At 51.6% G+C, this 21,891-nt stretch carries 15 protein-coding genes; 9 read left to right on the forward strand and 6 right to left on the reverse strand.

From position 1 onward, the window contains the following. Window positions 1-73 precede the first annotated feature (73 nt). The gene (locus GCU39_RS20365; protein ID WP_152395191.1) at window positions 74-289 is read right to left on the reverse strand and encodes a helix-turn-helix transcriptional regulator; all 216 of its coding nucleotides are present in this window, start codon (window positions 287-289) and stop codon (window positions 74-76) included. Between the two features lie 306 nt (window positions 290-595). Between GCU39_RS20365 and GCU39_RS20370 the strand changes: the two genes are divergently transcribed. From GCU39_RS20370 to GCU39_RS20405, 8 genes are all read left to right on the forward strand, one after another. Next, window positions 596-1,027 (forward strand): SRPBCC family protein, encoded by a 432-nt coding sequence (locus GCU39_RS20370; protein ID WP_152395192.1) that lies wholly within the window; start codon window positions 596-598, stop codon window positions 1,025-1,027. Continuing rightward, window positions 1,024-1,404, forward strand: coding sequence for an ArsR/SmtB family transcription factor (locus tag GCU39_RS20375; protein ID WP_152395193.1), 381 nt, complete (start codon window positions 1,024-1,026; stop codon window positions 1,402-1,404). Before GCU39_RS20370 ends, GCU39_RS20375 begins: the two co-directional genes overlap by 4 nt. A 42-nt stretch (window positions 1,405-1,446) precedes the next feature. Continuing rightward, a complete protein-coding gene (locus GCU39_RS20380) occupies window positions 1,447-2,127 on the forward strand; it encodes a response regulator transcription factor (RefSeq protein WP_152395194.1) in 681 nt (226 codons plus the stop codon). Next, complete coding sequence (locus GCU39_RS20385) at window positions 2,124-3,503, forward strand: sensor histidine kinase (RefSeq protein ID WP_152395195.1); 1,380 nt, start codon at window positions 2,124-2,126, stop codon at window positions 3,501-3,503. Before GCU39_RS20380 ends, GCU39_RS20385 begins: the two co-directional genes overlap by 4 nt. Before the next feature lie 407 nt (window positions 3,504-3,910). Beyond that, window positions 3,911-4,153, forward strand: coding sequence for a hypothetical protein (locus tag GCU39_RS31620; protein WP_193726567.1), 243 nt, complete (start codon window positions 3,911-3,913; stop codon window positions 4,151-4,153). A 355-nt stretch (window positions 4,154-4,508) separates the two neighbouring features. After that, the gene (locus tag GCU39_RS20395; protein WP_152395197.1) at window positions 4,509-6,737 is read left to right on the forward strand and encodes an MMPL family transporter; all 2,229 of its coding nucleotides are present in this window, start codon (window positions 4,509-4,511) and stop codon (window positions 6,735-6,737) included. Between the two features lie 134 nt (window positions 6,738-6,871). Continuing rightward, on the forward strand, window positions 6,872-7,270 hold the full coding sequence (locus tag GCU39_RS20400) for a DUF2871 domain-containing protein (RefSeq protein ID WP_152395198.1): 399 nt from the start codon (window positions 6,872-6,874) through the stop codon (window positions 7,268-7,270). 117 nt (window positions 7,271-7,387) lie between these two features. Continuing rightward, complete coding sequence (locus GCU39_RS20405; protein ID WP_152395199.1) at window positions 7,388-7,885, forward strand: NUDIX hydrolase; 498 nt, start codon at window positions 7,388-7,390, stop codon at window positions 7,883-7,885. A 34-nt stretch (window positions 7,886-7,919) separates the two neighbouring features. Here GCU39_RS20405 and GCU39_RS20410 read toward each other — a convergent pair whose 3' ends face one another. From GCU39_RS20410 to GCU39_RS20420, 3 genes are all read right to left on the reverse strand, one after another. Next, entirely contained in the window at window positions 7,920-12,242 is a 4,323-nt protein-coding gene (locus GCU39_RS20410) for a DEAD/DEAH box helicase (RefSeq protein ID WP_152395200.1), read from the reverse strand. Between the two features lie 267 nt (window positions 12,243-12,509). After that, window positions 12,510-16,460, reverse strand: a complete 3,951-nt coding sequence (locus GCU39_RS20415) for a polysaccharide lyase family 8 super-sandwich domain-containing protein (RefSeq protein WP_152395201.1) — start codon at window positions 16,458-16,460, stop codon at window positions 12,510-12,512. Between the two features lie 219 nt (window positions 16,461-16,679). Next, window positions 16,680-17,660 carry a metallophosphoesterase family protein gene (locus tag GCU39_RS20420; RefSeq protein WP_152395202.1) on the reverse strand — a complete coding sequence of 327 codons (981 nt, stop codon included), beginning with the start codon at window positions 17,658-17,660 and terminating at the stop codon, window positions 16,680-16,682. 266 nt (window positions 17,661-17,926) lie between these two features. On the opposite strand from GCU39_RS20420, the gene GCU39_RS20425 reads away from it, so the two are divergent. Then, window positions 17,927-19,318, forward strand: coding sequence for an ABC transporter substrate-binding protein (locus tag GCU39_RS20425; protein WP_152395203.1), 1,392 nt, complete (start codon window positions 17,927-17,929; stop codon window positions 19,316-19,318). Window positions 19,319-19,382: 64 nt separating this feature from the next. Here GCU39_RS20425 and GCU39_RS20430 read toward each other — a convergent pair whose 3' ends face one another. Continuing rightward, window positions 19,383-20,318, reverse strand: coding sequence for a helix-turn-helix transcriptional regulator (locus GCU39_RS20430; protein WP_193726568.1), 936 nt, complete (start codon window positions 20,316-20,318; stop codon window positions 19,383-19,385). A 119-nt stretch (window positions 20,319-20,437) separates the two neighbouring features. Continuing rightward, entirely contained in the window at window positions 20,438-21,844 is a 1,407-nt protein-coding gene (locus GCU39_RS20435) for an ABC transporter substrate-binding protein (RefSeq protein WP_152395205.1), read from the reverse strand. Between the last annotated feature and the right edge of the window lie 47 nt (window positions 21,845-21,891).

Consider the following 21,891-nt stretch of genomic DNA (forward strand, 5'->3'; position numbering starts at 1 on the left):
CGCAATTCAATATTGCGACACAAACCGAAATCCGCCCTTATATTATGTCGTGATTTTATATATCCATCGTTCCTTATGTCATCCCGGATTCTGCTCGGATCTCTCCGGCACTCTTGCCCGTATACGTTTTGAATCGCTTGTAGAATGTATCCAACTTACGAAATCCGATCTCTGTCGCAATTTCATATATTTTTTTATCCGTTATTAGTACAAGGAAGTTCGCGCGCTCAAACCAAACTCTAAATCTTTGAATGACATTTGAACCGTGCTCTTGAATACTTGTCCCCAATACGTTGAATTCTACATACTGATGATGAGTATCAAGCTTACGATTTTGCGAAGTACGAACTCTTTTCTCGATAGCTATAACCTGTCCCAAGAGGGCTTCCCCGCACCTAAGGATAGGTTATATGCGTATAGATCGAGTACCTCTTAACTACAATCCAATAGAAAATGACCTCAGAATCTTATAATCGATTGTTGTGCTCTGAGGCAAGGGTACGTTGGCGCATTGACATGGCAAGGAACGGTTCCGTATAATTTTCACGAAACCATTTGGTTGCAAATCGAAACATCATATTAGGAGGTACATCTCATGACAACAAATACACCGGAGACACTCCCGGATATCGTAAAAGAAATTGAATTTAACGCCCCGATTCAAAAAGTGTGGGATTCGGTATCAAGTGCGGAAGGCATTGCCGCGTGGTTCATGCCAAATGATTTCGAACCGGTGCTGGGACATAAATTCACGATTACATCTACCTACGCGGTGTCGCCGTGTGAAGTGCTCGAGATCGATCCACCGAACAAGCTGGTATTCAGCTGGGGTGAAGATTGGGTCATCACGTTCGAGTTGAGAGCGATTGAAGATCGGACAGCATTCACGTTGATTCATGGCGGTTGGGTGGACAAGGTGGCGCCAGACACGGGAATTCCTTACTCCGTCGCTCGCGACCGCATGAATGGAGGCTGGGATTCGGCTGTGCTGCCACGGCTTAAAGCGTATGTTGAGGGTACGGCATGACGGCTGCACCAAAATATGACATATTTCAAGCAATTGCGGATCCAACCCGCCGGAAGCTGCTGCATCTGCTCGCGGAAGAGAAGGAGCTGCCTGTCAGTGTGATCAGCAGCAATTTCCCGATGAGCCGTACGGCCGTCTCGAAGCATTTGCATGTGCTGGAGAGCGCCGGACTCGTCTCGGAGCGCAAGATTGGGCGCGAGACCAGATACCGTCTGCATGCCGCGCCGCTGCGTGAGCTTAAGGATTGGCTCGCGTATTATGAGCAGTTCTGGGACAACAAACTCGCGATGTTGAAGCATCTGGTGGAGGCGGCGGATGAAGAGTTGAAGTCTGAGCGGAATCCATCGAATGTAACCGGACCGCTTAAGCCGCTCTGATTGCTGCAGTAAAGGTCCATGGGATGAAAGGAGTTAACCACGATGAGAATTCATATCCTCGTTGCAGACGATGATCCGCATATCCGCGAGCTGCTGCGTTTTATTCTGGAAAAGGAAGGGTATGTCCCGCATGAAGCGGAAGATGGCGAGCAAGCGATGCACATTCTGGAGCACGAACAAGTGCATCTTGCGGTGATTGATGTGATGATGCCGGGCAAGACGGGCCTCGAGCTCTGCGAAGAGATTCGGCGGCACCATGATCTGCCCGTCATTCTATTAACGGCAAAAGGTGAAATGGAAGATAAGGAGAAGGGCTTCCTGTCCGGCACGGATGATTATATGGTCAAGCCCTTTGAACCGAAGGAGCTGCTGTTCCGGATTCGCGCGCTGCTGCGCCGGTATCAACTGGTATCCGCCGAGACAATTAAGCTCGGTCGTACCTTGATTGATCGTAGAAGCTATGAGATTCATGCGGGCGGGGACACACTTGTGCTGCCGCTCAAGGAATTCGAGCTGCTGTCGCATCTCGCAAGCAACCCTGGGCGGATCTTCACACGGGAGCAATTGCTGCAAGCGATCTGGGGATCCGATTATGAAGGGGACAGCCGTACGATCGATGTCCATATCAAACGTCTCCGCGAACGGTTCCATGACAGACCGGAAGACTTCATTATTACGACCGTTCGTGGGCTAGGGTACAAGCTCGAGGTGACCGAGACGTGAGAACCCTATACGTTCGCATCGTGATGATCTTCCTGCTGATTACGTTCTTAGGAGGAATTCTTGCCCTCATTGTCACGAACTTCTATTATCTTGGACATATTCGAGATTCGAACGAGAAAAAAATAATGAGCATCGGGGAGGACATTCGCTCCCTCTACGTGCAGAATCCGGACATGGAACTTGGCAGCTATCTGACGCATATCGCGAACCTTGGATATCAGATTTATGCCGTCGACAGTGACTTGAACGGAACCTATTATGGCACTCCCTTCAAACACAAACAGTTCAATGGCGAACATATCAAGCATGTCCTGCAAGGCGGTGTCTATAACGGCATCAAGCAGGAATCCCAATGGCTCAAGATCAATAGTCTATTCGAAAACAGCCTGCGCAACAGCGTCGGTCTGCCTGTGCAAGTTCATGGCGAGCCTTATGCCCTCTTCATTCGTCCGAACATGGAGCAGCAGATCGGCGAAGTGCGGATCATCCTCGCTCTGCTGATCGGCTTCTCGTTCTTGTTCAGCATCATCTTGATCGTCGTCCTGTCGCGCTTCATCGTCAAGCCGATCAAGAAGCTGACCGATGCGACGCATCGCATTGTCGGCGGTGATTACCGGATGGAGCTCGACGTTACGCGGCGCGACGAGATCGGAAATCTGGCGCGGGACTTCACGCATATGGCGCGGTCGATCAAGCAATTGGATAACATGCGGCAGGAGTTCGTCGCGAACGTCTCGCATGAGATTCAATCGCCATTGACGTCGATTCAGGGCTTCGCCCAATCGATCTTGGAGAAGAAGACGACCCCAGAGGAAGAGGAGCGGTATTTGCGCATCATTGAGGAGGAGAGCCGGCGTCTCTCTTCCTTGAGCAAACAATTGTTAACCTTGGCGACGCTCGACAAGGAAGATCATATCCTGAAGCGCTCGAGTTTCCGGCTGGATGAGCAGATCCGGCAGATTTTCATCGTGACGGAACAGCAATGGTCCGATCGCGATCTTGAGCTGGATCTCGATCTCGCCGAGGTGGTCGTGAGCGCAGATCAGCAGCTGCTCTACCAGGTGTGGTACAACTTGATCACGAACGCGATCAAGTTCACGAACCCTGGGGGCATGCTGCGGGTCACCCTGGCAGCGGAGGCTAGGCTCGCTGTCGTGCGGATCGCTGACTCCGGCATCGGCATCCCGGAGGACGAGCTTGCGCATATCTTCGACCGCTTCTACAAAGCGGACAAGACGCGCACTCGGGCGCAGGGCGGCAGCGGCCTCGGGCTGTCCATCGCGAGAAAGGTCACCACGCTGCACGGCGGGCGCATCGAGGTCGCGAGCCGCTTGGGCGAGGGCACCGAGTTCACGGTGCGGTTGCCCGTGGGGTGAGCAGGCTCGCGCAACCGCCTTCGCCACTGCGGAGGCGGTGTGGCGGCAGGCGAGTTGCTGTGAGCTGCGGGCTGGGTGGTGTGATCGGAATAACTGCTTTGGGGCAGTTATTTCGGTGCATCGCGACTAATCCGAGACAATTAACTGACTTTTTGCAGTTATTTCAGCGCATCGCAGCCGACTCGAGCCATTTAACTGCTTTTTTGCAGTTATTTCGGCGCATCGCGGCTAATACGAGCCAATTAACTGCTTTTGGGCAGTTATTTCGGCGCATCGCGGCTAATACGAGCCAATTAACTGACTTTTGGCAGTTATTTCGACGCATCGCGGTTAAGCCGAGCCAATTAACTGCTTTTTGGCAGTTATTTCGGCGCATCTCGACTAATCCGAGACAATTAACTGACTTTTTGCAGTTATTTCGGTGCATCGCGACTAATCCGAGACAATTAACTGCTTTTTTGCAGTTATTTCGGCGGGTCGCAGCCAGTTCGAGCCAATTAACTGTCTTTTGGCAGTTATTTCGGCGCATCGCGACTAATACGAGCCAATTAACTGACTTTGGGCAGTTATTTCGACGCATCGCGGCCAATACGAGCCAATTAACTGCCTATGGGCAGTTATTTCGGCGCATCACGGCCAGTGCGAGCTAAATAACTGACTTTTAGCAGTTATTTCGGCGCATCACGGCCAGTGCGAGCTAATTAACTGCCTTTTGGCAGTTATTTCGGCACAATGCGGCTAACCCGAGCTAAATAACTGCCTTTTTGCAGTTATTTCGGCATCTCGCCCCCCCGTCCGAACCAAATAACTGACTTTTTGCAGTTATTTCGGCAGCCGATCCCGACGCCACGCCACCCCCCCACCCAAAAGAGACCCACCTGCACTCCGCAGGACCGGGTCTCTTTTTTTCGTATCACGCCGTACTTGTAATCCACTGTTCATCATCCGTTCATACTCCAGGTCTACAATGCATCGTATCAAGTAAGAGATAGGAGGCCTTGAACGATGCACCGTTTTTTCCAATCGTTAGCGAATCGCATCAGTACCCGCAAGGGCGCTTGGACCGTGCTCACCATATGGCTCGTCGTCATCATCGTATTAAGCGGCGTAGCACCCAGCTCGAAGAAGTATGCCGTCAGCAGCGGCGAAGGCAGCATTCACGAGAATACACCTTCCGCCATCGCCGAACAGCTGATGAACGAACAATTCCCAACCGAAGATGGCCCTGTTGGGTTACTCGTCTTCCATGCGAAGCAGGCCATCACAACCGAGCAACGCGCCAAGATCTCCGAAGTCAGCACTTGGCTGGCATCGGATCAGAAGCCGGTGCATGTCTCCAGTGCGCTGCCTTTTCACAAGTTCCCGAAACAAGTGCAGGACCAGATGTTCTCGGAGGATCAGACCACCCTATTACTCAACATTGCCTTGGATAAAAATCTCGATTCCGCACAGCTCTATGATACGATGCAGCTGATTCGAGACAAAGTCGCTCAGATCGATATGCTAGATATGCAATTTGAAATCACAGGCCCTGCCGGGATTGCCGCCGATACGACAAGCCTGTTCAAAAATGCCGACTTCGTGCTCATGTTCGCCACCGTCGGGCTCATTCTCATCATTCTGATCGTCATCTACCGTTCGCCGCTCATGGCCGTCATTCCGCTCATCATCGCGGGGCTCGTGTACCAAGTCACCGACCGTATCCTCGGACTCGCGGCCAAAAACGAATGGTTCGTCGTCGACAAACAGGCGCTCTCGATCATGATGATCCTGCTCTTCGCCGTTCTGACTGACTACTGTCTCTTCATCGTCGCCCGCTACCGCGAGGCTCTGAAGACCATGGACTCCAAATACGAAGCGATGCGCGTCGCCTTCGGCCAAGTGGCGGAACCGATTGCCTTCAGCGGCGGTACCGTGCTCATCGCGATGCTAACGTTGTTCGCGGCGATCTTCAAGCCGTACCACAACTTCGCACCGGTCTTCTCCGTCGCGATGGTCGTCATTCTACTCGGCGGATTGACCCTAATCCCAGCGATCTATACCCTGTTCGGACGCCGTGGATTCTGGCCGTTCATGCCGAAGCAGGAACTTCACACCGCTCCGAAAAAGAAGCCAGGTTTCTGGGCGCGCATGGGCGGTGTCGTCACGAGAAAGCCAGGGATAACTTCCGGCATTCTACTGCTGTTCCTAATTCTGTCGTCTATCAATGTCACGGGGATGAATTACTCCTTCAACCTGATGAAATCTTTTCCGAGTGATACGTCATCGAGACAAGGATTCGAGCTCTTGGAAGAGCAATTCCCGCCAGGGCAATTGGCGCCCGTTACAGTGCTGCTCCAATCCAATAAAGAAATTGTCATCGACGCGGCCTATATCGAGAAATTAACAAAGCTAACAAAAGCGCTTGAAGCCGAAGGCGGCATCCATGATATTCGCCCGAACGTCACGCCGGCACTAGCGGCACCGGATGCGAAGCTGCCGGACAAATTCATATCTGATCAGAAGCATACGTTGCAATTGAAGGTAACGCTGCAAGCGAACCCTTATGATCCTGAAGCGCTTGATGTCGTCCGCAACTTACAAGACAAGAGCGAATCCATCTTAGAGCAGGCCGACTTCGATCCGGCGCAGAACACCCTGCATTTCGCGGGACAGACGGCACAGCAGCTCGATGTGCGCGGCATGAATGCGCAGGATACGATCGTTACGTTCTCACTCGTCACCCTTCTTATCGCGCTGATGCTCACGTTCCAAGCCCGGTCAATCAAGTTCGCTGTCACGATGATCGTCACGATGCTGCTCTCGTATACCGCAACGCTCGGACTCGGCTGGATCGTGTTCCATGACATCCTCGGTTACGACGCGATTAGCTATAGACTGCCTGTATATACGTTCGTCTTCCTGATCGCACTCGGCGTCGATTACAACATTATGCTCGTCTCCCGCATCCGGGAAGAAGCGAAGCATCACCCTTGGACTGAAGCGATCAGCCGCGGCGTAGCCAAGACTGGAGGCGTCATCTCCTCCGCCGGGATCATTCTCGCAGCCACGTTCTGCGTGCTCATCACCCAACCGCTGCAAGAGCTGTTCTTGTTCGGATTCACGATGGCAATGGGGATCTTGATCGACACATTCCTCGTGCGCGGTATGCTGCTGCCGGCGTTAATGACGCTCTTGGGGCCACGCAGCACATCTGTAAAAACACCGCTCCATCAAGATCATACCCGGTCGTAACTCAACCTGGATCGGCGCTGCGCAACATGTTGTAATGTTCTGTTCATTCTCCGTTCATATTCATCTCGTATGATGGATCGCGTACATGAACGATTCTGATTTCATCCATAACATCGATAAGGAGATTTCATCCTATGAAAAAGAGTTATTATGCCGCATTCTTTTATCTCATCATTGGCATGTTGTCCGGTGTATTCTACCGGGAGTATACCAAATATTCCAACTTCGACGGGCAATCCGTGCTCAGCGTCGCCCACACCCATCTGCTCGTGCTGGGATTTTTATTTTTCCTCGTCGTGCTGATCCTGTGCAAACTATTCGAGATTCATAAGCATAAACAATTTAACCTCTGGTTCATCGTCTATAATGTCGCGTTCATCATCATGATTGGCGCATTAATCGCACGTGGCATTCTGCAGATCGAAGGATCCGATTTCGCAGGTCTTCCGCATATCGCAGGACTTTCGCATACCATCATGTTCGTAGCACTCATCTGGCTCCTCTTGTTGTTCCGTAAAAAAATCAAAGAGTAGTAGTGCCCGCTTCGCACGCAGCCCATCCTTCAACCTGAAGGGTGGGTTTTTGTGATTCCCAGCGACCGAGCGCTATGCTAGACTATGGTCATCATCTGAACCACGAAGGAGGCAACCATGACATCCATCGCAGTCGACTGGGGATCATCCCGAGTCCTATTAACATGGCAGCCAAGCGCCGAACTGCCGCCACGGCATCTTATCACGAGCGTGCACGGTTTCTGCTTCTACCATCAGCAATTACTAATCGTAGACCTCCATGATCGCGGCTGGGATTTCCCGGGCGGGCATATTGAAATCGGAGAGACGCCAGAGGCATGCTTTCGCCGGGAAGCGATGGAAGAAGGCTACGTCGAGGGCGATTGTACGCTGCTTGGCTACACGATCATCGATCACAGCGAGAATCCGAATTGGAGCGAATCCAGCCCCTATCCGAAAATTGGATATCAAGTATTCTACCGGATGGGGATTACGACCCTGCATCCTTTTGCAGCAGGTTATGAATCATCGCGAAGAGAACTGATTAATCCTCACCATGTCGCTGACTATTACCGTGGCTGGCACGCCGTGTACCAAGAAATTTTGGAGTGCGCGATGCTGGACGAGCACAGGTGAAAAAGACCTTCCCCGCGGAAGGTCTTCCTCTTGTTTAATTCACGCTGCTCGACCAGATCACGTAGGCGTGCTGATCTTTAATCGCACCTAGCTCGCGCAAAAGCGCAGCCACTGGAGATGCTTCCACCGCTTGGCCGTCCCATGTCTCGATGACCCACTTGCGCGCACCCGTCAATCGGATGAAACGCTGGATGATATACTGCATCGTTGGTTTATTCAGCAGGCTCGGTAACGTAGCAGCAGGATCTGAGCCAAGCGTCACGACTCGCTTCCCTTTATTCTCAATCCATAGCGCACAGCGACCATTGAGAAGCACCACAACGTTCCCCTGTCTTCTCGTGAACTGGATCTCAGCCGTATCCGGCCAATCCAGCAGAAGGCCATACAGGTTCATCGGGTCGGTCGCGGTCAATACAGCGATACGGTCTTGCGACATCGTCACAGGGAGCTGAAGCTGTTCGAGCGTCTCCGGCTTTGCGAATTGCAGCGAATCTACGCCCTTTATCCAGAACCCGCGCGTCAGCATACCCATCTGCTCCAGCTGTTTGCAGGCATCATAGACCTGATCCCACACAAAAATAGATTGCATCGCAGCCGTCTCTTTCGTCAGGATGAGATAAGTGTCCAACAGATGCTCGATCCAAGCCGCAGCGGATCGTTCCATCGGCAGTTCTGAGTCCGCAATCGATTCAAGCAAATACCATCGTCCGAGTCCGGATTTAAAGGCACCTTGCGATTTCGCTGGCTTCGAGCCGTGCAGCCGCAGCGGCGAGAACTGGTCGTTCGAGACCACGCCCGCCCAGACCAGATCGATCAGCAGGTCCATAATCTCCGAAGGCGCAAAGGCCATCTCTCGACTTAATGCGGTCAGGAAGCTGGCCCCTTTGCTTCGCATCAGCTCTACCAACTGGGGATGAATCTCAGCTGAAGCCGCCTGACAGAGAGGCGTGTACAGGGGTTTGGACTCCGCGAGAAAGAAAGCAACACGTCCTTCTTTCTCCCCCGCTTCTCGCCTTCCGAGCCAGATGACCTCTCCTTCCGCACATAATTGGTCGAGCCACTCCTTGCGATACAGCTGCATTCGCGCTGGAAAAATACTCGTCTCCCACTGGGCTAAAGGGAGGAACAGCCCTTGCATACGTGCGATGATGTTACGAAGCCCCTCCGGACCCTGCTCTTGATCCTCACGATACAAATCATGCCGACTGCAAACATCGTGACCGTAGCGTGGCGCCTCTACAGGTTCGACTTGCTTGCGCAATTGTCCCGACGCCTTGCGAATGGCCCGCTCTGCCGCCGTTCGGCTCATCCAAGTCATCTCTTTCTCCGACTCTTGGAATGGCGCAGGCTCAATTCGTTCTTGATCCAACTGTTCCTCGATAAACTTGTCAACTTGAGCTGTCGACAGGCCATAGGCGGCGACGAGCTGACTCGCCATAAAATAGAGCTCCCGCTCCATATAACGCTCCAACACGAAAGCCGCGGCCATCGTATCCTCCGTAAGCTTTGCATACGTATCGACCTCATCCGAGCAAATCCAGCGTTTGGCGCCTTGCAGAGAAACCGATTGAATCCGCTGCGCATCGACCAGTTCATCCGTCCATCGCAACGTCTCCTCCGCGTCACGTGTCGCATGAATAAGCTCCGTCGTGCTCAGGTCTCCTTTGCGCTTCAAATATGTCCACAGATCTTGAGATGACTGAATAGCTTGTTCTTCTTTCAGCATGTCCGCAGATGGGGCAGGGAGCAAAGACGCGGAGAACATCTCCCCAGCGAGATCCCGATTAATGCTGAGCAGATGCAGCTGAATATCTTTGCCGATAGCATCCGACTCATACATCTGGTTATTGGCCGAATCTAGAGCGAACTGCCATGCGAACGGGGAGGGTGTCTTGCGATCATCGATCACGAGTTCAAGCGTCCCCGTGTGAATCTCCGACAGCAGCTGCTTCAACCGATGCAGGTCCAACAACTCATACAGACAGACCTGCATCGTCTCCTCGATGAACGGAAATTGTGCCGCATGCGGCACCGCCGCGCGCAGAAGTTCTTGGCTGCGCAGCCGCTGCTTCCATGCCGGCGTACGCGTAAAGCTGCGCGGCAGCAGCAAGGATGTCTCCGCGATGCGGCGGAAGGTCATGCCGAACAGCGGCGAAGCCGGAATCGCGTCGACCAGCAGCTCTTCGACCTTATGCAGCGGCATGCTGAACAGCGACTGGACCACACGCACATCCCAATCCGGCAGAATGAATTCGATCCCGTTATCTTTGAGTGATGTATTCACATGCACATTGAATAAGCGCTCCAGACTGATTTGCAGGACAAGCTGCCACGTTCGGTTCAGTCTTTTGCCGAACCAGCTGTGGATGACCAGATGATGCCGTAGATGATCGTCCTGATAATGCTCCACAATGATCCGCCGATCGGTTGGCATCGGTGCGGCATCGAGCTGGGATCGCATATAGCCGACGAGCTGCTCCGCAGCGCTCGCATCCATGCCGTAGTCTTGCATCAGCCACGCGGTGACTATCTCTTTGGTCTCGGTCTCTAGCTTCGAGGCCATCGTCTGATGGAACCGTCCGATCTGACAGGACAATTCGAAGGACCTTCCCGACGCTTCGGCGCGCCAGAACGGAATTTCACTTACTTCGTTCGCCGCCTCGACGACATAGACGCGATCGTTCTTAATCGATTGAATCCGCCAGGAGGACGTCCCCAGCTGGAACACATCGCCGATCCGGCTCTCATAAATATATTCTTCTTCGAGTTCACCGAGCTTCAGGCGCGACTGGGCATGGTGAATCGGATAGCTGGTGCTCTGCGGGATCGTGCCCGCCCCCATGATGGCGGACATCATCGTCGTCCGGGTTGGCGACAGCATGCCCAATGCCTGATTCCACTCGAACAAAGGGCGGACGAACGGAAAATACCCCGACAACACGCGCAGCGCATCATGCAGCCGTTCGAGCGTCAAGCTCCGGTAGCTGTCGCTGCCCTTCAGTACGGCATACAATTGCTCCACAGACCACGCTTCACTCGCGACCATCGCAACAATCTGCTGCGATAAGATGCCAAGATCGTTCGACGGAATCGTGATCGCTTCGATCTGACGCTGGGTGATGAGATGCGCTTGCACAGCACATTCGGAGAGAATGCCTCGTGATCTAGCGATCATCGTCCCTCGGCTAATATCTCCAACGGCATGGCCCGCTCGCCCGATCCGCTGAATGCCGGATGCCGTGCTCGGCGGCGCATCAATCTGAATGACCAGGTCAATATGGCCAATGTCTATCCCGAGTTCGAGAGATGAGGTGGCGACAAGGCAGGAGAGCTCCCCGGCCTTCAGCGCCCGTTCGACCTCAAGTCGATTCTCGCGCGACATGCTCCCGTGGTGCGCTCTCGCGCGCTCCATGCCTGCCTCTAGATTCAAATGGCGGGTCAGCCGTTCACAGAGCCTGCGGTTATTCGCGAAGATTAAGGTCGTCCGATGCTCCTTCATTAGCGATTGAAGCCGCTCAACAAGCGGAGCCCATATCTCTTCCTTGTTGTTCGTCATGACAGTCCGATCCGGCAGCATCACGGACACGCGATAGGTCTTGTCCATCGCACTCTCAATGATACCAACACGCCGCGGCAGATCGTTCCCTTCGTCGGCTGTATCGCTGCTCTTAGCAGATCGTTCCCATCCGCCCATGAATTGCGCTACGAGTTCAATCGGCCGCTGCGTCGCAGAGACGCCGATGCGCTGCAAAGAACGGCCCGTCAGCGCAACGAGCCGCTCGAGCGTGACGGATAGATGCATACCACGGGCATCCCCAGCCAGACTATGAATCTCGTCAATGATAACCTGTTCCACCGTTTTCAGGATTTCCCGAGATTTCGGAGAAGTCAGCAGCAGGTAGAGCGACTCCGGCGTGGTGATCAACACATCGGGCGGCTGACGCAACATCGCGGCGCGCACCCGCTGCGGGGTATCGCCCGTCCGAATCCCGATGCGAAGCCCTGGCCACGCCAAACCTGACGTCACGGCAACCTGCTCCATCTCGTCCGCGAATTGCAGCATATGATGATGCACATCATTATTGAGCGCCTTCAGCGGCGTAACATAGAGCAGCTTTACCCCCTTCTTGAGCTCGTCTTGCGTATTGACCTGCTCTTTACCACGTATAATTCGCTCCAGACATGGCATTAAGGCGGCAAGCGTCTTGCCCGAGCCCGTCGGTGCAGCAATCAACAAGTGATCATGATGCTGGATTTCACGCCATACACTCCGCTGCACCTCGGTGGCTTCACCGAATTGCGCTTGGAACCACGCACCGAGTACCGCGTGAAATGATGATAATTCCCCCGTCAGCATCAACAATCCCCCTTATCGTCAACAATGTCATATGATGCCATTATAAATAATTTTACATCATTATCCAATGAAGGCTGTCCTAACTCATTTTCCTGTCTGTTCATCTCTTGCGCAAGATAGCCAGATAACACTCCGAAAATAAAATAAGCCCCTCGTATTGCATTAGCATACGAGGGGCAGTGTGCTTCATTGCGCTATGAACTCTTCATCGAAGAGAATTTCTATTATTATCTCCAATCAAGTAAATATTTGTCGATCCTATCCTCTTTATACATTCAATATCTTCCGCGCAACCATCGCCAAGTCATTAATATCAACTTTACCGTCGCCATTCACATCGGCCCGCTTCGCTAGCGACCAGCCCGCATCCGATTCGGATGTGCCGTAATTCGCCGCCACGATGGCGAGATCACCGATCCGAACGACACCGTCACCATTCACGTCTTCAGGAATGACTGGACCCGCAGGTGTGACTTGGATCGCTGCCGAAGCTTGCGCCGCTGTCGTCTCCACCCCGTTCGCATCGCCAAGTATCGCCGATTCAACGCGCATTTGCCCGGTCGCTGTTGACGTCACTTGCTTAGCCCGGAAGATAAGTTTGAGCAGCGATACATCGCCGGTGACTGCATTCGACTCACCCGCACTCGCTAAGATGAACCGAAGCTGTCCCGGTTCAGGATGCGACGTCTTCAGCACTTGTAAGCCTTCGCGCTCCGCCTTGCCTTCCACGAATTCGAATCGACTCGCATCATAGCTTAGGCGAATATCCTGCGCGAATACGGGATCTTTCACATCGGCCAGCCCAAGGCGTACATCAACTTCCTGACCTGCGGTAACTTGCGCTGGTGCACTTAACGTTGCACTGAGCTTCATATCTGCAGTCGTGAAGGTACTGCTGTATGCTCCGACCCCGATCCCCTCGTTGTTCTGCACTGCCCCCTTCGGGATTAAGATCGTATACTGTAACGCCGGTAACAGCTTGCTGCTTGGCTTCATCTGCAGTGTGCTGCCTTGAACGTCAACAGCAGTGGGTACCACCGTCTCACCTTGCCGAAGCTGAATGAGGTCGAATGCCTGCCCCGCCTGAATCCCCTGATCGAATTGAACGGAGATGACTTGATCTCGCGGCACATCCTTCGCTTCATTCGCCGGAGTCGATTGGACCACAACCGGTGCTGCAGCCGCCTGCTGAAGCTGGAACGCATGCGTTACTCCCTTCGAACCTGCGGTCTGAATCTCGACCTTGAGCGTCGGCGTCGTCTGCAGCACGGTGATTGTGTTGTCCTTACTGACAACCGTAAGGTCCGACCGATTCCATTCCAGCGTAACCTTGGACTGCGCCTGCGTCGGGTCAGAAACACCGACCTGCCACGCCCTGCCAGCCTTATGCATGATCACCGAAGCCGGGGTCGATGCTGACAGCTCGCCTAGGGTTCCTGCCTGCCAGAAATTCATCGCCGTTAAGCCGAGCTTCGTCTCCTCCACCGCTTGCAGACTCCCCGTATTGCTAAGCACACGAATATCCGGATTGTCGCTGTACCGCTCCGTCTCCTGTACGCTCTTATTCGGCAGCAGCGTATACGCATAAGTTGCCTCCGACGGATTCGTACCGTGCCCCACCGCGAGCGAGAGATAATTCCTCGTCACGGATGCCGTGTCCGTAAATTCGACCTTCTGATTAATATCGGACCACGCATTCGTTCGTGCTTCCCGCAAACCTACAACATCTGTTGCCTCCGGGAAATAATAACCGATATCTGCGCCTGTCGCATTCCCTTGCAAATGCGCCCAGTGAACGCTAGGAACGGCCTCATCCCAGCCTAACGCCGACGATTTCGATCCCCCATCGATCGTCAGCGCGTTGTCTCCATTCGCATTCAGCTTACGATTCTCCACGATCGTCTCCACCGCGCTCCCATCCGTTGCCTGAATGCCTGCCCCAAGCGCTACAATTTCGTCGTCGAACAGGAACCAGGATTTCTTGCCGCGCAGCGTGCTGTTCCGAGGCGCAAGATCCATCCCTACAGCTCCGTACTGTCCTTCGATCGCAGCACCGCCTACCCAAGCTCGATCATTGGTTCCGCTTGTCCGAGTCTTGCCGTCCGATGTCACGCCAGGCAATCGATACGGATCCACCGTCGGCCAGAAATCGTCATTGAACTGCGTCAAATCGTTATTGTATAGATACGTCATCCCGTCGCCCGTATACCAGGCTGCGAGATTCTCGCTGTTCCCCGTCTCATAATTGGCGATGCGTTTCGAAGTCATGCTGATACCGAATCCAAACCCTGGGCGCAAATGTACGGCCCGATCCATCGCTGGGAATTGCTTGTGCAGGATCAACTCTTCCTTCGGAGCGACACCCGAATCCTGCAGCAGGGACTTGACCAGCTGCATATCGGAGATCGGAAGCCCGGCAGCGAACGAATCAGCAGATCGACTAGACTCGATCCAATGTTTGGCCATGCGCCGAATCTTATCCGCTTCCTCGGCCGGCGCAGCCTGCGATAGCCGCAGTAAAATCACGACAGCTGCCTGACCGATCGTATCGTCCTGCCACGCTTTCCTCGAAATCGCCCTGCCGCGAACCATGTCCATCATCACTCCTCGATAGATGAGAGGCTCGAACGAGTCTTGAATCCAACGATAAATATTGCTCGTCCCCGGATCCGTCACCTCCCAGCTCGAACCCTTCAGCAGAACGAGCAAATCGGCGAGGTGATCGATAAGCACGTAGCCATAACTGCCGGTATAAGCGATATTGGAGTGCTGAATGAAGGAACCATCCTTGTAGAACCCATCCCCTGATGTCACATAGGCGAATACTTGCGAGAGGGCGTCGCGGCCTTGCGCGACTTTCGTGCCGTTTTTACCGATGATGCCGCGTAAGGCTACGATGAGCGACTTGTCCACCCGGTTCGCGCCTGTCTCGGTCAAAGTCGGTGAATTGGTCCGTTTCGTCGGATCGAACACGAACTTGTCGATCGCTCGGATATAGTTCGCCCGCTGCGTCTCTGATAAGTCGCTGTACATCAACGTCATAAGATCGTTCAGCGTCATCGGCGAGCCGATCTCCCAATCCCACCAATTGCCCCGCTCGGTCGCTTTCTCGTTATAACGCTGGGCATATAGCCAATCGAGCGCATCCAAAATATCTTGACGCAGCAGCGGATCTTGATAATACTTCGAACCGACCGTCGCGTACGCGAGCGCCATGTCCTTCAGCCGATTGTAACCGGCCGTAATATCCGCCGAATATTGCGCTTGCGCAGAAGGTGCGTTCAAATCGCTCCACAAATAGGTTCGGTTCGCGGCCTTATTCAGCGTATCCCAATATCCTGTCACATTCGCATTCTTCACCTTCGACTCCATCGTTCGAAGCGCTGCCGCAATATCTTGATCGACCGGATTGTAGTCCGAGCCTCCCGTTAACTTCGCACGCCAGTTGGCCAGCAGCACCGGGAACATCGTATCGATGCGAATCGTTGCTTTGACCTCTGAGCTCTCGGTCCCATCGATCAAGGCTGCTTTGGCATAGATATCCGTCTCCCCTTGCTCTCGGACGGTGACAGGGCCCGAATACGTTTGCCACGTTCCCTCCTTCTTCACCTTGTAGAGCAGTTCACGAACTTTCCCTTCCTCCGCAGGATCAACCTGCAACGTAAACGTCACTTCTTGCTCGCTCCAACCTTCCTGGCTTAAGGCGATCGTCAATGGCGAAGGGCCGTATACCTCAAATTCTATCAGTGAGTAACCGTATTGCGTTGCCCGCTTCGTTCCGAGCATTCGCACATATCTCGCATTCTCTGTCTCGAACGTAATCTCATCGGTTCCCCCGTCGCCTGTCGTCGTTACGAATACGTCCTTCCACGTCCCACCGTCGTTCGAAACTTGAATTTTGTATCCGCTTCCATAAGCAGACTCCCAAAATAACTTCACGCTGTTAATCGGCATCGACTTGCCTAAATCCACGTAAATCCATTCCGCATCCGTCCGATTGCTCGACCACCGTGTCGCCATGCTGCCATCGAATGCATTCGCAGCATAAAACGCCGTCGTTCCTTCCACCGAAGAGGATAATGCTGTTTTCCCCTCCGCCATGTTCACCGTCCTACCCGTAGCTGCCGCGCCATACGCCGTCATCGAAGGGGCAATCGGCAGCATGGAGCACATCAGACTTACCGTTAATCCGAGCAGTAGATTCCGTCGCCAGTTCACCTGCAGACCTCCTTTTCATGAGTGAAAATAAGGATTCAACGAGACAACACAAAAAAGGCACGCGCAAGAAGAGTTGCCTCTTAAAGCTCATGCCTGAATTCAGTAACACGCTTAGGGCTTGAATCTATCCCTAACATAGTGCATCCCTGTACGCTTCGCAATACATTCGACAAAGGTTCCTAGGTTTCTTAGAAATCTCTGTTAATCTGCATGCTTTCGCTACGCCTTCCGCCCCTCCGGCTTATGCTCTGGCTGCTCATGCACCACACTTCCATCGGTCTCGCGAATCCATGTCTCGAACTGCTTCTCACCCTGCTTCAGGCGGATGACACGTGCACCGGTCGGCACAAGGTCATGACGTACGCCGTCCACGAAGCTAACATAACGCGTCGAACGCCCATAACAGAGGCGAATCCCGTGCAGCTCGCCCCAGAAATCATTGCCATGATCATGCCCGACGAAGGTGCCCATCACATCGCCCATATCGACCATTGCCGAGAGCATTCCCGAATTGATATTCGGCGCAGAGCACCAGTTATCGTAGCGATGTCCATAACAAGTATGGAAGTCCCACAAATCGTTATACTCTGGCAGCGGAATGTGGAAGAACGCAAGTGCAGGCAGTGGCTCACCGCCGTTCTGCGCCGTCAATTCACGCGATCTGCCAATGTACCAATCAATCTGGCTGCGGCGGATCCAGTCATAACCGCCAACCCGATGCCCTTGCTGCGCATAGTCGCCACTGTCAAGGAAATAGAGCGCCGCTTCCGTGCGATCACCCTCATGACCTGCGACTTGAACAATGAAGTTCCCTGCGCCATCGACGCCTTCTGGATCTTCTTCCGCAACGTTATGCGCGAACTCCAATTGCAGTGCGTGCATCTGCTTCCGTGGCACTTCGCCTTCCGAATCATGGTTGCCGAACACCGCCGCCCATGGAATGCCGCGCGCTTCAACAGCTTCCACCGCACGACGGAACGACTCGAGCGGATTACGCGCCCGGTTGCTCGCGACAACATCTCCAGCGAATACGACAAGATCCGGCTTCTCCGCATCCATCACCCGCTCCATGAGTGCCTTCGTCTCTGCATCATACAGCGGCGTCTCCGGGTCATAATCAAATTCATCCAGAAACTCAACATCCGAAAATTGCACAATGACAAATGAACCGTCTTCTCGAAATTTTAATGGTTTTTTCATCTTCGATTCTCCTCTGCCCGGATATCCACTGCAATAGCGCACACTTTCACACAATAATACAACTAATCACAATATTCAATAGATTTCATGAAGATCGTGTGAAGATTTAATCAGCAAAATAATCCAACAAGTGCGCAAGGCTATATAGAGACTCCAACTTTTTATCGATTTAGAATGAACGTATCCGGATTTCCATAGAGCTAGCAATTCATTCATTTGTGGCAAGTGTTTTATATCTTATAAAAATTGAATTGGAGGGTCACGAAATGAAATTAGCTAAGAAAAGTTGGACAATTTTGTTACTCGTTGTGATGTTATCCACTCTTCTCATCGCTTGTGGAAAAACGAATGAAAACAACGACAACAATAATACACCCAGCTCGGTTGAAGGAAGTACGACGCCTAACCAAGAAAACAATTCCCTGGACGGCTCGCAGCAAGGTGAAGGAGCATCCGCTGATCCCGTGACAATCACCGTCGCATTTCCGTGGGGGGAAGAAATTTTTAACAATCGATTCAAAGAAATTGATGAGAAATTGCCCAATATCGATATAAAAATGGTTGCCTGTGAGTGTAAATCCACGTCGCTGCAAGAATTGTTCGCAAGTGGAATCAATCCTGATATCATCTTTCCGAACTATGGAATCTCTCACGTTGAAAGCCTTGATATCATACATCCTCTTGATGATTTAGCAAAAAGCAACAATTTTGACGTAGACACGTTAAACCCGGGACTTGTATCTTATATTCGATCATTGGATTCAGAGGGAAGATTAATCGGTATTCCAGACGGCACAGGCTATACGTCCCTTTTCTATAATAAAGAAATTTTCGATTTATTCGGCGAACCGTATCCTACAGAGAAAATGACGTGGGATCAGGCCTTCGACTTGGCTAGGAAAATGACAGGACAGCGCAATGGTGTTTCCTATCTTGGACTTGAACTCGGCGGCAGAGGGAATGTTGGCGATGGTGCCGCCGTACCGCTTAAAGAATTGGCCGTGAATAGGACAGATCCGAATACCGGCGAAGTGCTCATTACGAAGGATCCTGCCTTCTCGAAATATTTAGAACTGATGAAGAAGTATTACAGCATACCAGGTGTAAGATCTGAAGAAGCAAAGAATTCCGATTTGTTCGGAAAAAAACAAGCCGCGATGACGGTGAATTGGACCGCCTATTTCGTCGGCGGGAATCCATTTGAAGATGTAGAATATCTAAAAAATAATATCGCCATGCTGCCTGTACCTGTATGGGCTGATCAACCGAATATCGGTCCTGCCTTAGGGACGACACCGATGATCATTTCTAACTTGAGCGAGCACAAAGCAGAGGCATTCAGCGTGTTGAAGGAATATGTATCTGTAGCGAACCAGACCAAAATCTCAAAATCAATGGCATCCGGGCCTGTGCTTACCGAGGTTGCCGATCAGTATGGTTCAGATATAGAAAATTATGTTGGGCAGGACGTCACGTCTGTGTTCAAGTTAACGCCTGCAACATATAAAGGCAGACAGAGCCTGTGGGATCAGTATGTTAATCTTGACCTTGCAAAGTTTGCTGATTCGGATATGAACATTCAGGAATTTCTAAGAGTCATAAAAGAAGAAGCGGAAACGGCAATTACAGAGGCAAAAACGCAAAATGCGAAAAAGTAACGGAAAAGTCCTCTATCGAAGCAAATAAAAAAACTACGCGAGCTGGCATCGGTGCTCAACCGTGTCAGCTTCTTTCGTTTTCGCTCGGCGTAGAACTTGGTGAATGCCTGGTTATACTTTGTGCAGCTTGTTTGCGGAATTCGGAAGGCGAGCATCTCCGATACTTCCTAAAAACTCTAATGAAATAATTGATATCATTGAATCCAACTCGGTGAGCAATTTGTGTAATGGGCAAACTTGAATTCATGATCATCTCCTCTCCCTTTCTAATCCGACACAAATTAACATACTCGATAAATGTTTGTCCTGTTATCTTTTTAAACGTCCTACAAAAATGAAAGGGGCTCATTCTAGCGATCCTTGATATATCTTTCAGTGTGAATGCCTCACCGTAATGTTCCTCTACAAACATCATCACGTCACGAAGATCCTCTGTCTTTCTTCGATTTGCACGTTCCGCAGGACGATCAGCAGCCACATAACCGTATGCTCTTATTAGTGTGACGACGAGCTGATACAGGTGAGATTTAATGACTAATTCATATCCGCACTTTTTCGCATTCAGTTCAGCGGCAATATGAAGAATGGCTTCTTTAAAGTAACCATAGTGTTCATCCCCAGATTGTACAATTTTCGGCAAAGACAGCTTGCCATGTAATAACGGTTCATGAACGAGATGCATCGATTCCGCAGCTAACAATATGGATTTATTGATTAAGATCGCATGGTATTCAGGGACTTCTTCCTTTTCGATTAAATACGCCCCATGAATCTCCCCCTCTTCAATGAAGAAAAGATCTCCTTCTGTTCCAATATACGAAAAACCTCCAATAAAGAGCTGCATTCGCCCTTTCCTGACATAGATCATTTCCATCACGTGATCATGCCAATGAGAGACGAAAAGGGCATTCCCATAGGCATGCGCTTGAAACAGATTGAACGGAAGATAGTTGCTGATTAAATAAGCCGGTTGGTTCGTTGGCGCCTGAAAAGATAACATCGGACAGACTCCTTTCATGAAGATTTGAATCTATAGACTTGTAGAACCTGAGACAATGCCTCAGGCTCTAATCAAATCTTCCCCCCCTTTATCCGAGGGTTCATTCCGTTATATTATTCCTAGCCTTGTTTTTTCTTCGCTTTTTCGTCCGCAATTTTCGCTTCCAGCTTTTCTTGTAAGGTGCGCAAGTATTCTGGGATATTCATATCTGAACTTGCAAAACCAGGCAAACTTTCAACGATCATGCTGTCAGCTACTTTATTCCACTTCGAGCTTTTGCCTTCCAACAATTTTGCATGATCCGGGAAATAGGCGCTTACATTTTGACCGTTATAAATGTCCTTTTCACTGCCGAATACCGAAATGATATCCCGATTTTTCAGCACCGTCGGGTATCCTGCAGCAGAAAACTTCTTCTGCATATCATCCGCCACAACCTCTTTCATCCACTGGAAAGCAGCGTCTTTGTTCTCGCTGTACTTGTTCAGCACATACATATGCGCTGTCGTTGTTGGCGCATCTTGATCGACGCCTCCCCAGATCGGCAGGCGTACGGCGTTCGTATTCGCCCTTACATTCTCGGGAATTCCCCATTCCATATAGGTCGGCCATGAGACTAACATCGCAGCCGTGCCGCTTGCAAAGAAGCTTGCTTGCTTCTCTTTATTGCGTTCATATAATCCCGGAATGCTATAGAACTTTTTCATGAACTCAAAATATCTTGTTACGGCCGGCTCGGTCGTAAGCAATACGTCATCCGTTCCAGGATCAACGACGTTCGCGATCAGCTCTTTGAGCGGGGCAAGCGTATCGTCGGTCACACTATTCTGCCACCCTAGTTCCAGCCCCCGATAGGCGACGCCATCCCGCTCCCCGGTCAGCTTCTTAGCGAGCTCAAGTGTTTCATCCCATGTCATTTGGTCCGTTGGATAAGGAACGCCGAACATATCAAAAATTTCTTTGTTGTAAAAGAGCGTATACGTATCGGCAAACGTCGGCACGCCAATCATGGAGCCGTTGTCGTCGAAGGACCGAAATAACGAAACGACGGAGGGGTCGATCCTGCTCATGTCCAGTCCGTAAATCTTCGACCATTCATCAATCGGCTCCACCATATCCAACTCTTGCAAGCCGTCAATTCCTTTGGACGTATAAATGATATCCGGGACGACACCCTTCGCATTCAACTCCTGCAAAGCTTCCAACGTCGGCTGACCTTGAATCCATTTCACTTTAATATTTTTTCCTTCTGCTTGAAGCTTATCTTCAATGGGCTGCATCAGCCCAGAGATCTGGTCCAGACCCCATTCATGCTGAATTGTGATGGTCGTTTCCTTGCTGAAATCCGTCACCGCTTTGCTAGTCGGATCATCATTCGTGTTCGATGCTACCGTTTCAACAGAATCTGTCGTGGATGCAGTTTCTTTTTCATTACTTCCTTCCGAACTACTGCCGCTGCAGCCTGACAAGATGGTTGTTAACAAGAAAACAAAAGCAATGATCAGAGAGACTGATTTGTTCATCATTTCATCCTCCTCAGCGTCATTCAATACTTATTTTCCGTTAAGCGACA

It is taken from the genome of Paenibacillus guangzhouensis, assembly GCF_009363075.1.
In the GTDB taxonomy this organism is placed as follows: domain Bacteria; phylum Bacillota; class Bacilli; order Paenibacillales; family Paenibacillaceae; genus Paenibacillus_K; species Paenibacillus_K guangzhouensis.

Bases quoted from the DNA above. Each gene is read 5' to 3' on its own strand.
- GCU39_RS20370 (WP_152395192.1), top strand. From the start codon at position 596: ATGACAACAAATACACCGGAGACACTCCCGGATATCGTAAAAGAAATT.
- GCU39_RS20375 (WP_152395193.1), top strand. From the start codon at position 1,024: ATGACGGCTGCACCAAAATATGACATATTTCAAGCAATTGCGGATCCA.
- GCU39_RS20380 (WP_152395194.1), top strand. From the start codon at position 1,447: ATGAGAATTCATATCCTCGTTGCAGACGATGATCCGCATATCCGCGAG.
- GCU39_RS20395 (WP_152395197.1), top strand. From the start codon at position 4,509: ATGCACCGTTTTTTCCAATCGTTAGCGAATCGCATCAGTACCCGCAAG.
- GCU39_RS20400 (WP_152395198.1), top strand. From the start codon at position 6,872: ATGAAAAAGAGTTATTATGCCGCATTCTTTTATCTCATCATTGGCATG.
- GCU39_RS20405 (WP_152395199.1), top strand. From the start codon at position 7,388: ATGACATCCATCGCAGTCGACTGGGGATCATCCCGAGTCCTATTAACA.
- GCU39_RS20410 (WP_152395200.1), bottom strand. From the start codon at position 12,242: ATGCTGACGGGGGAATTATCATCATTTCACGCGGTACTCGGTGCGTGG.
- GCU39_RS20420 (WP_152395202.1), bottom strand. From the start codon at position 17,660: ATGAAAAAACCATTAAAATTTCGAGAAGACGGTTCATTTGTCATTGTG.
- GCU39_RS20425 (WP_152395203.1), top strand. From the start codon at position 17,927: ATGAAATTAGCTAAGAAAAGTTGGACAATTTTGTTACTCGTTGTGATG.
- GCU39_RS20430 (WP_193726568.1), bottom strand. From the start codon at position 20,318: ATGTTATCTTTTCAGGCGCCAACGAACCAACCGGCTTATTTAATCAGC.
- GCU39_RS20435 (WP_152395205.1), bottom strand. From the start codon at position 21,844: ATGATGAACAAATCAGTCTCTCTGATCATTGCTTTTGTTTTCTTGTTA.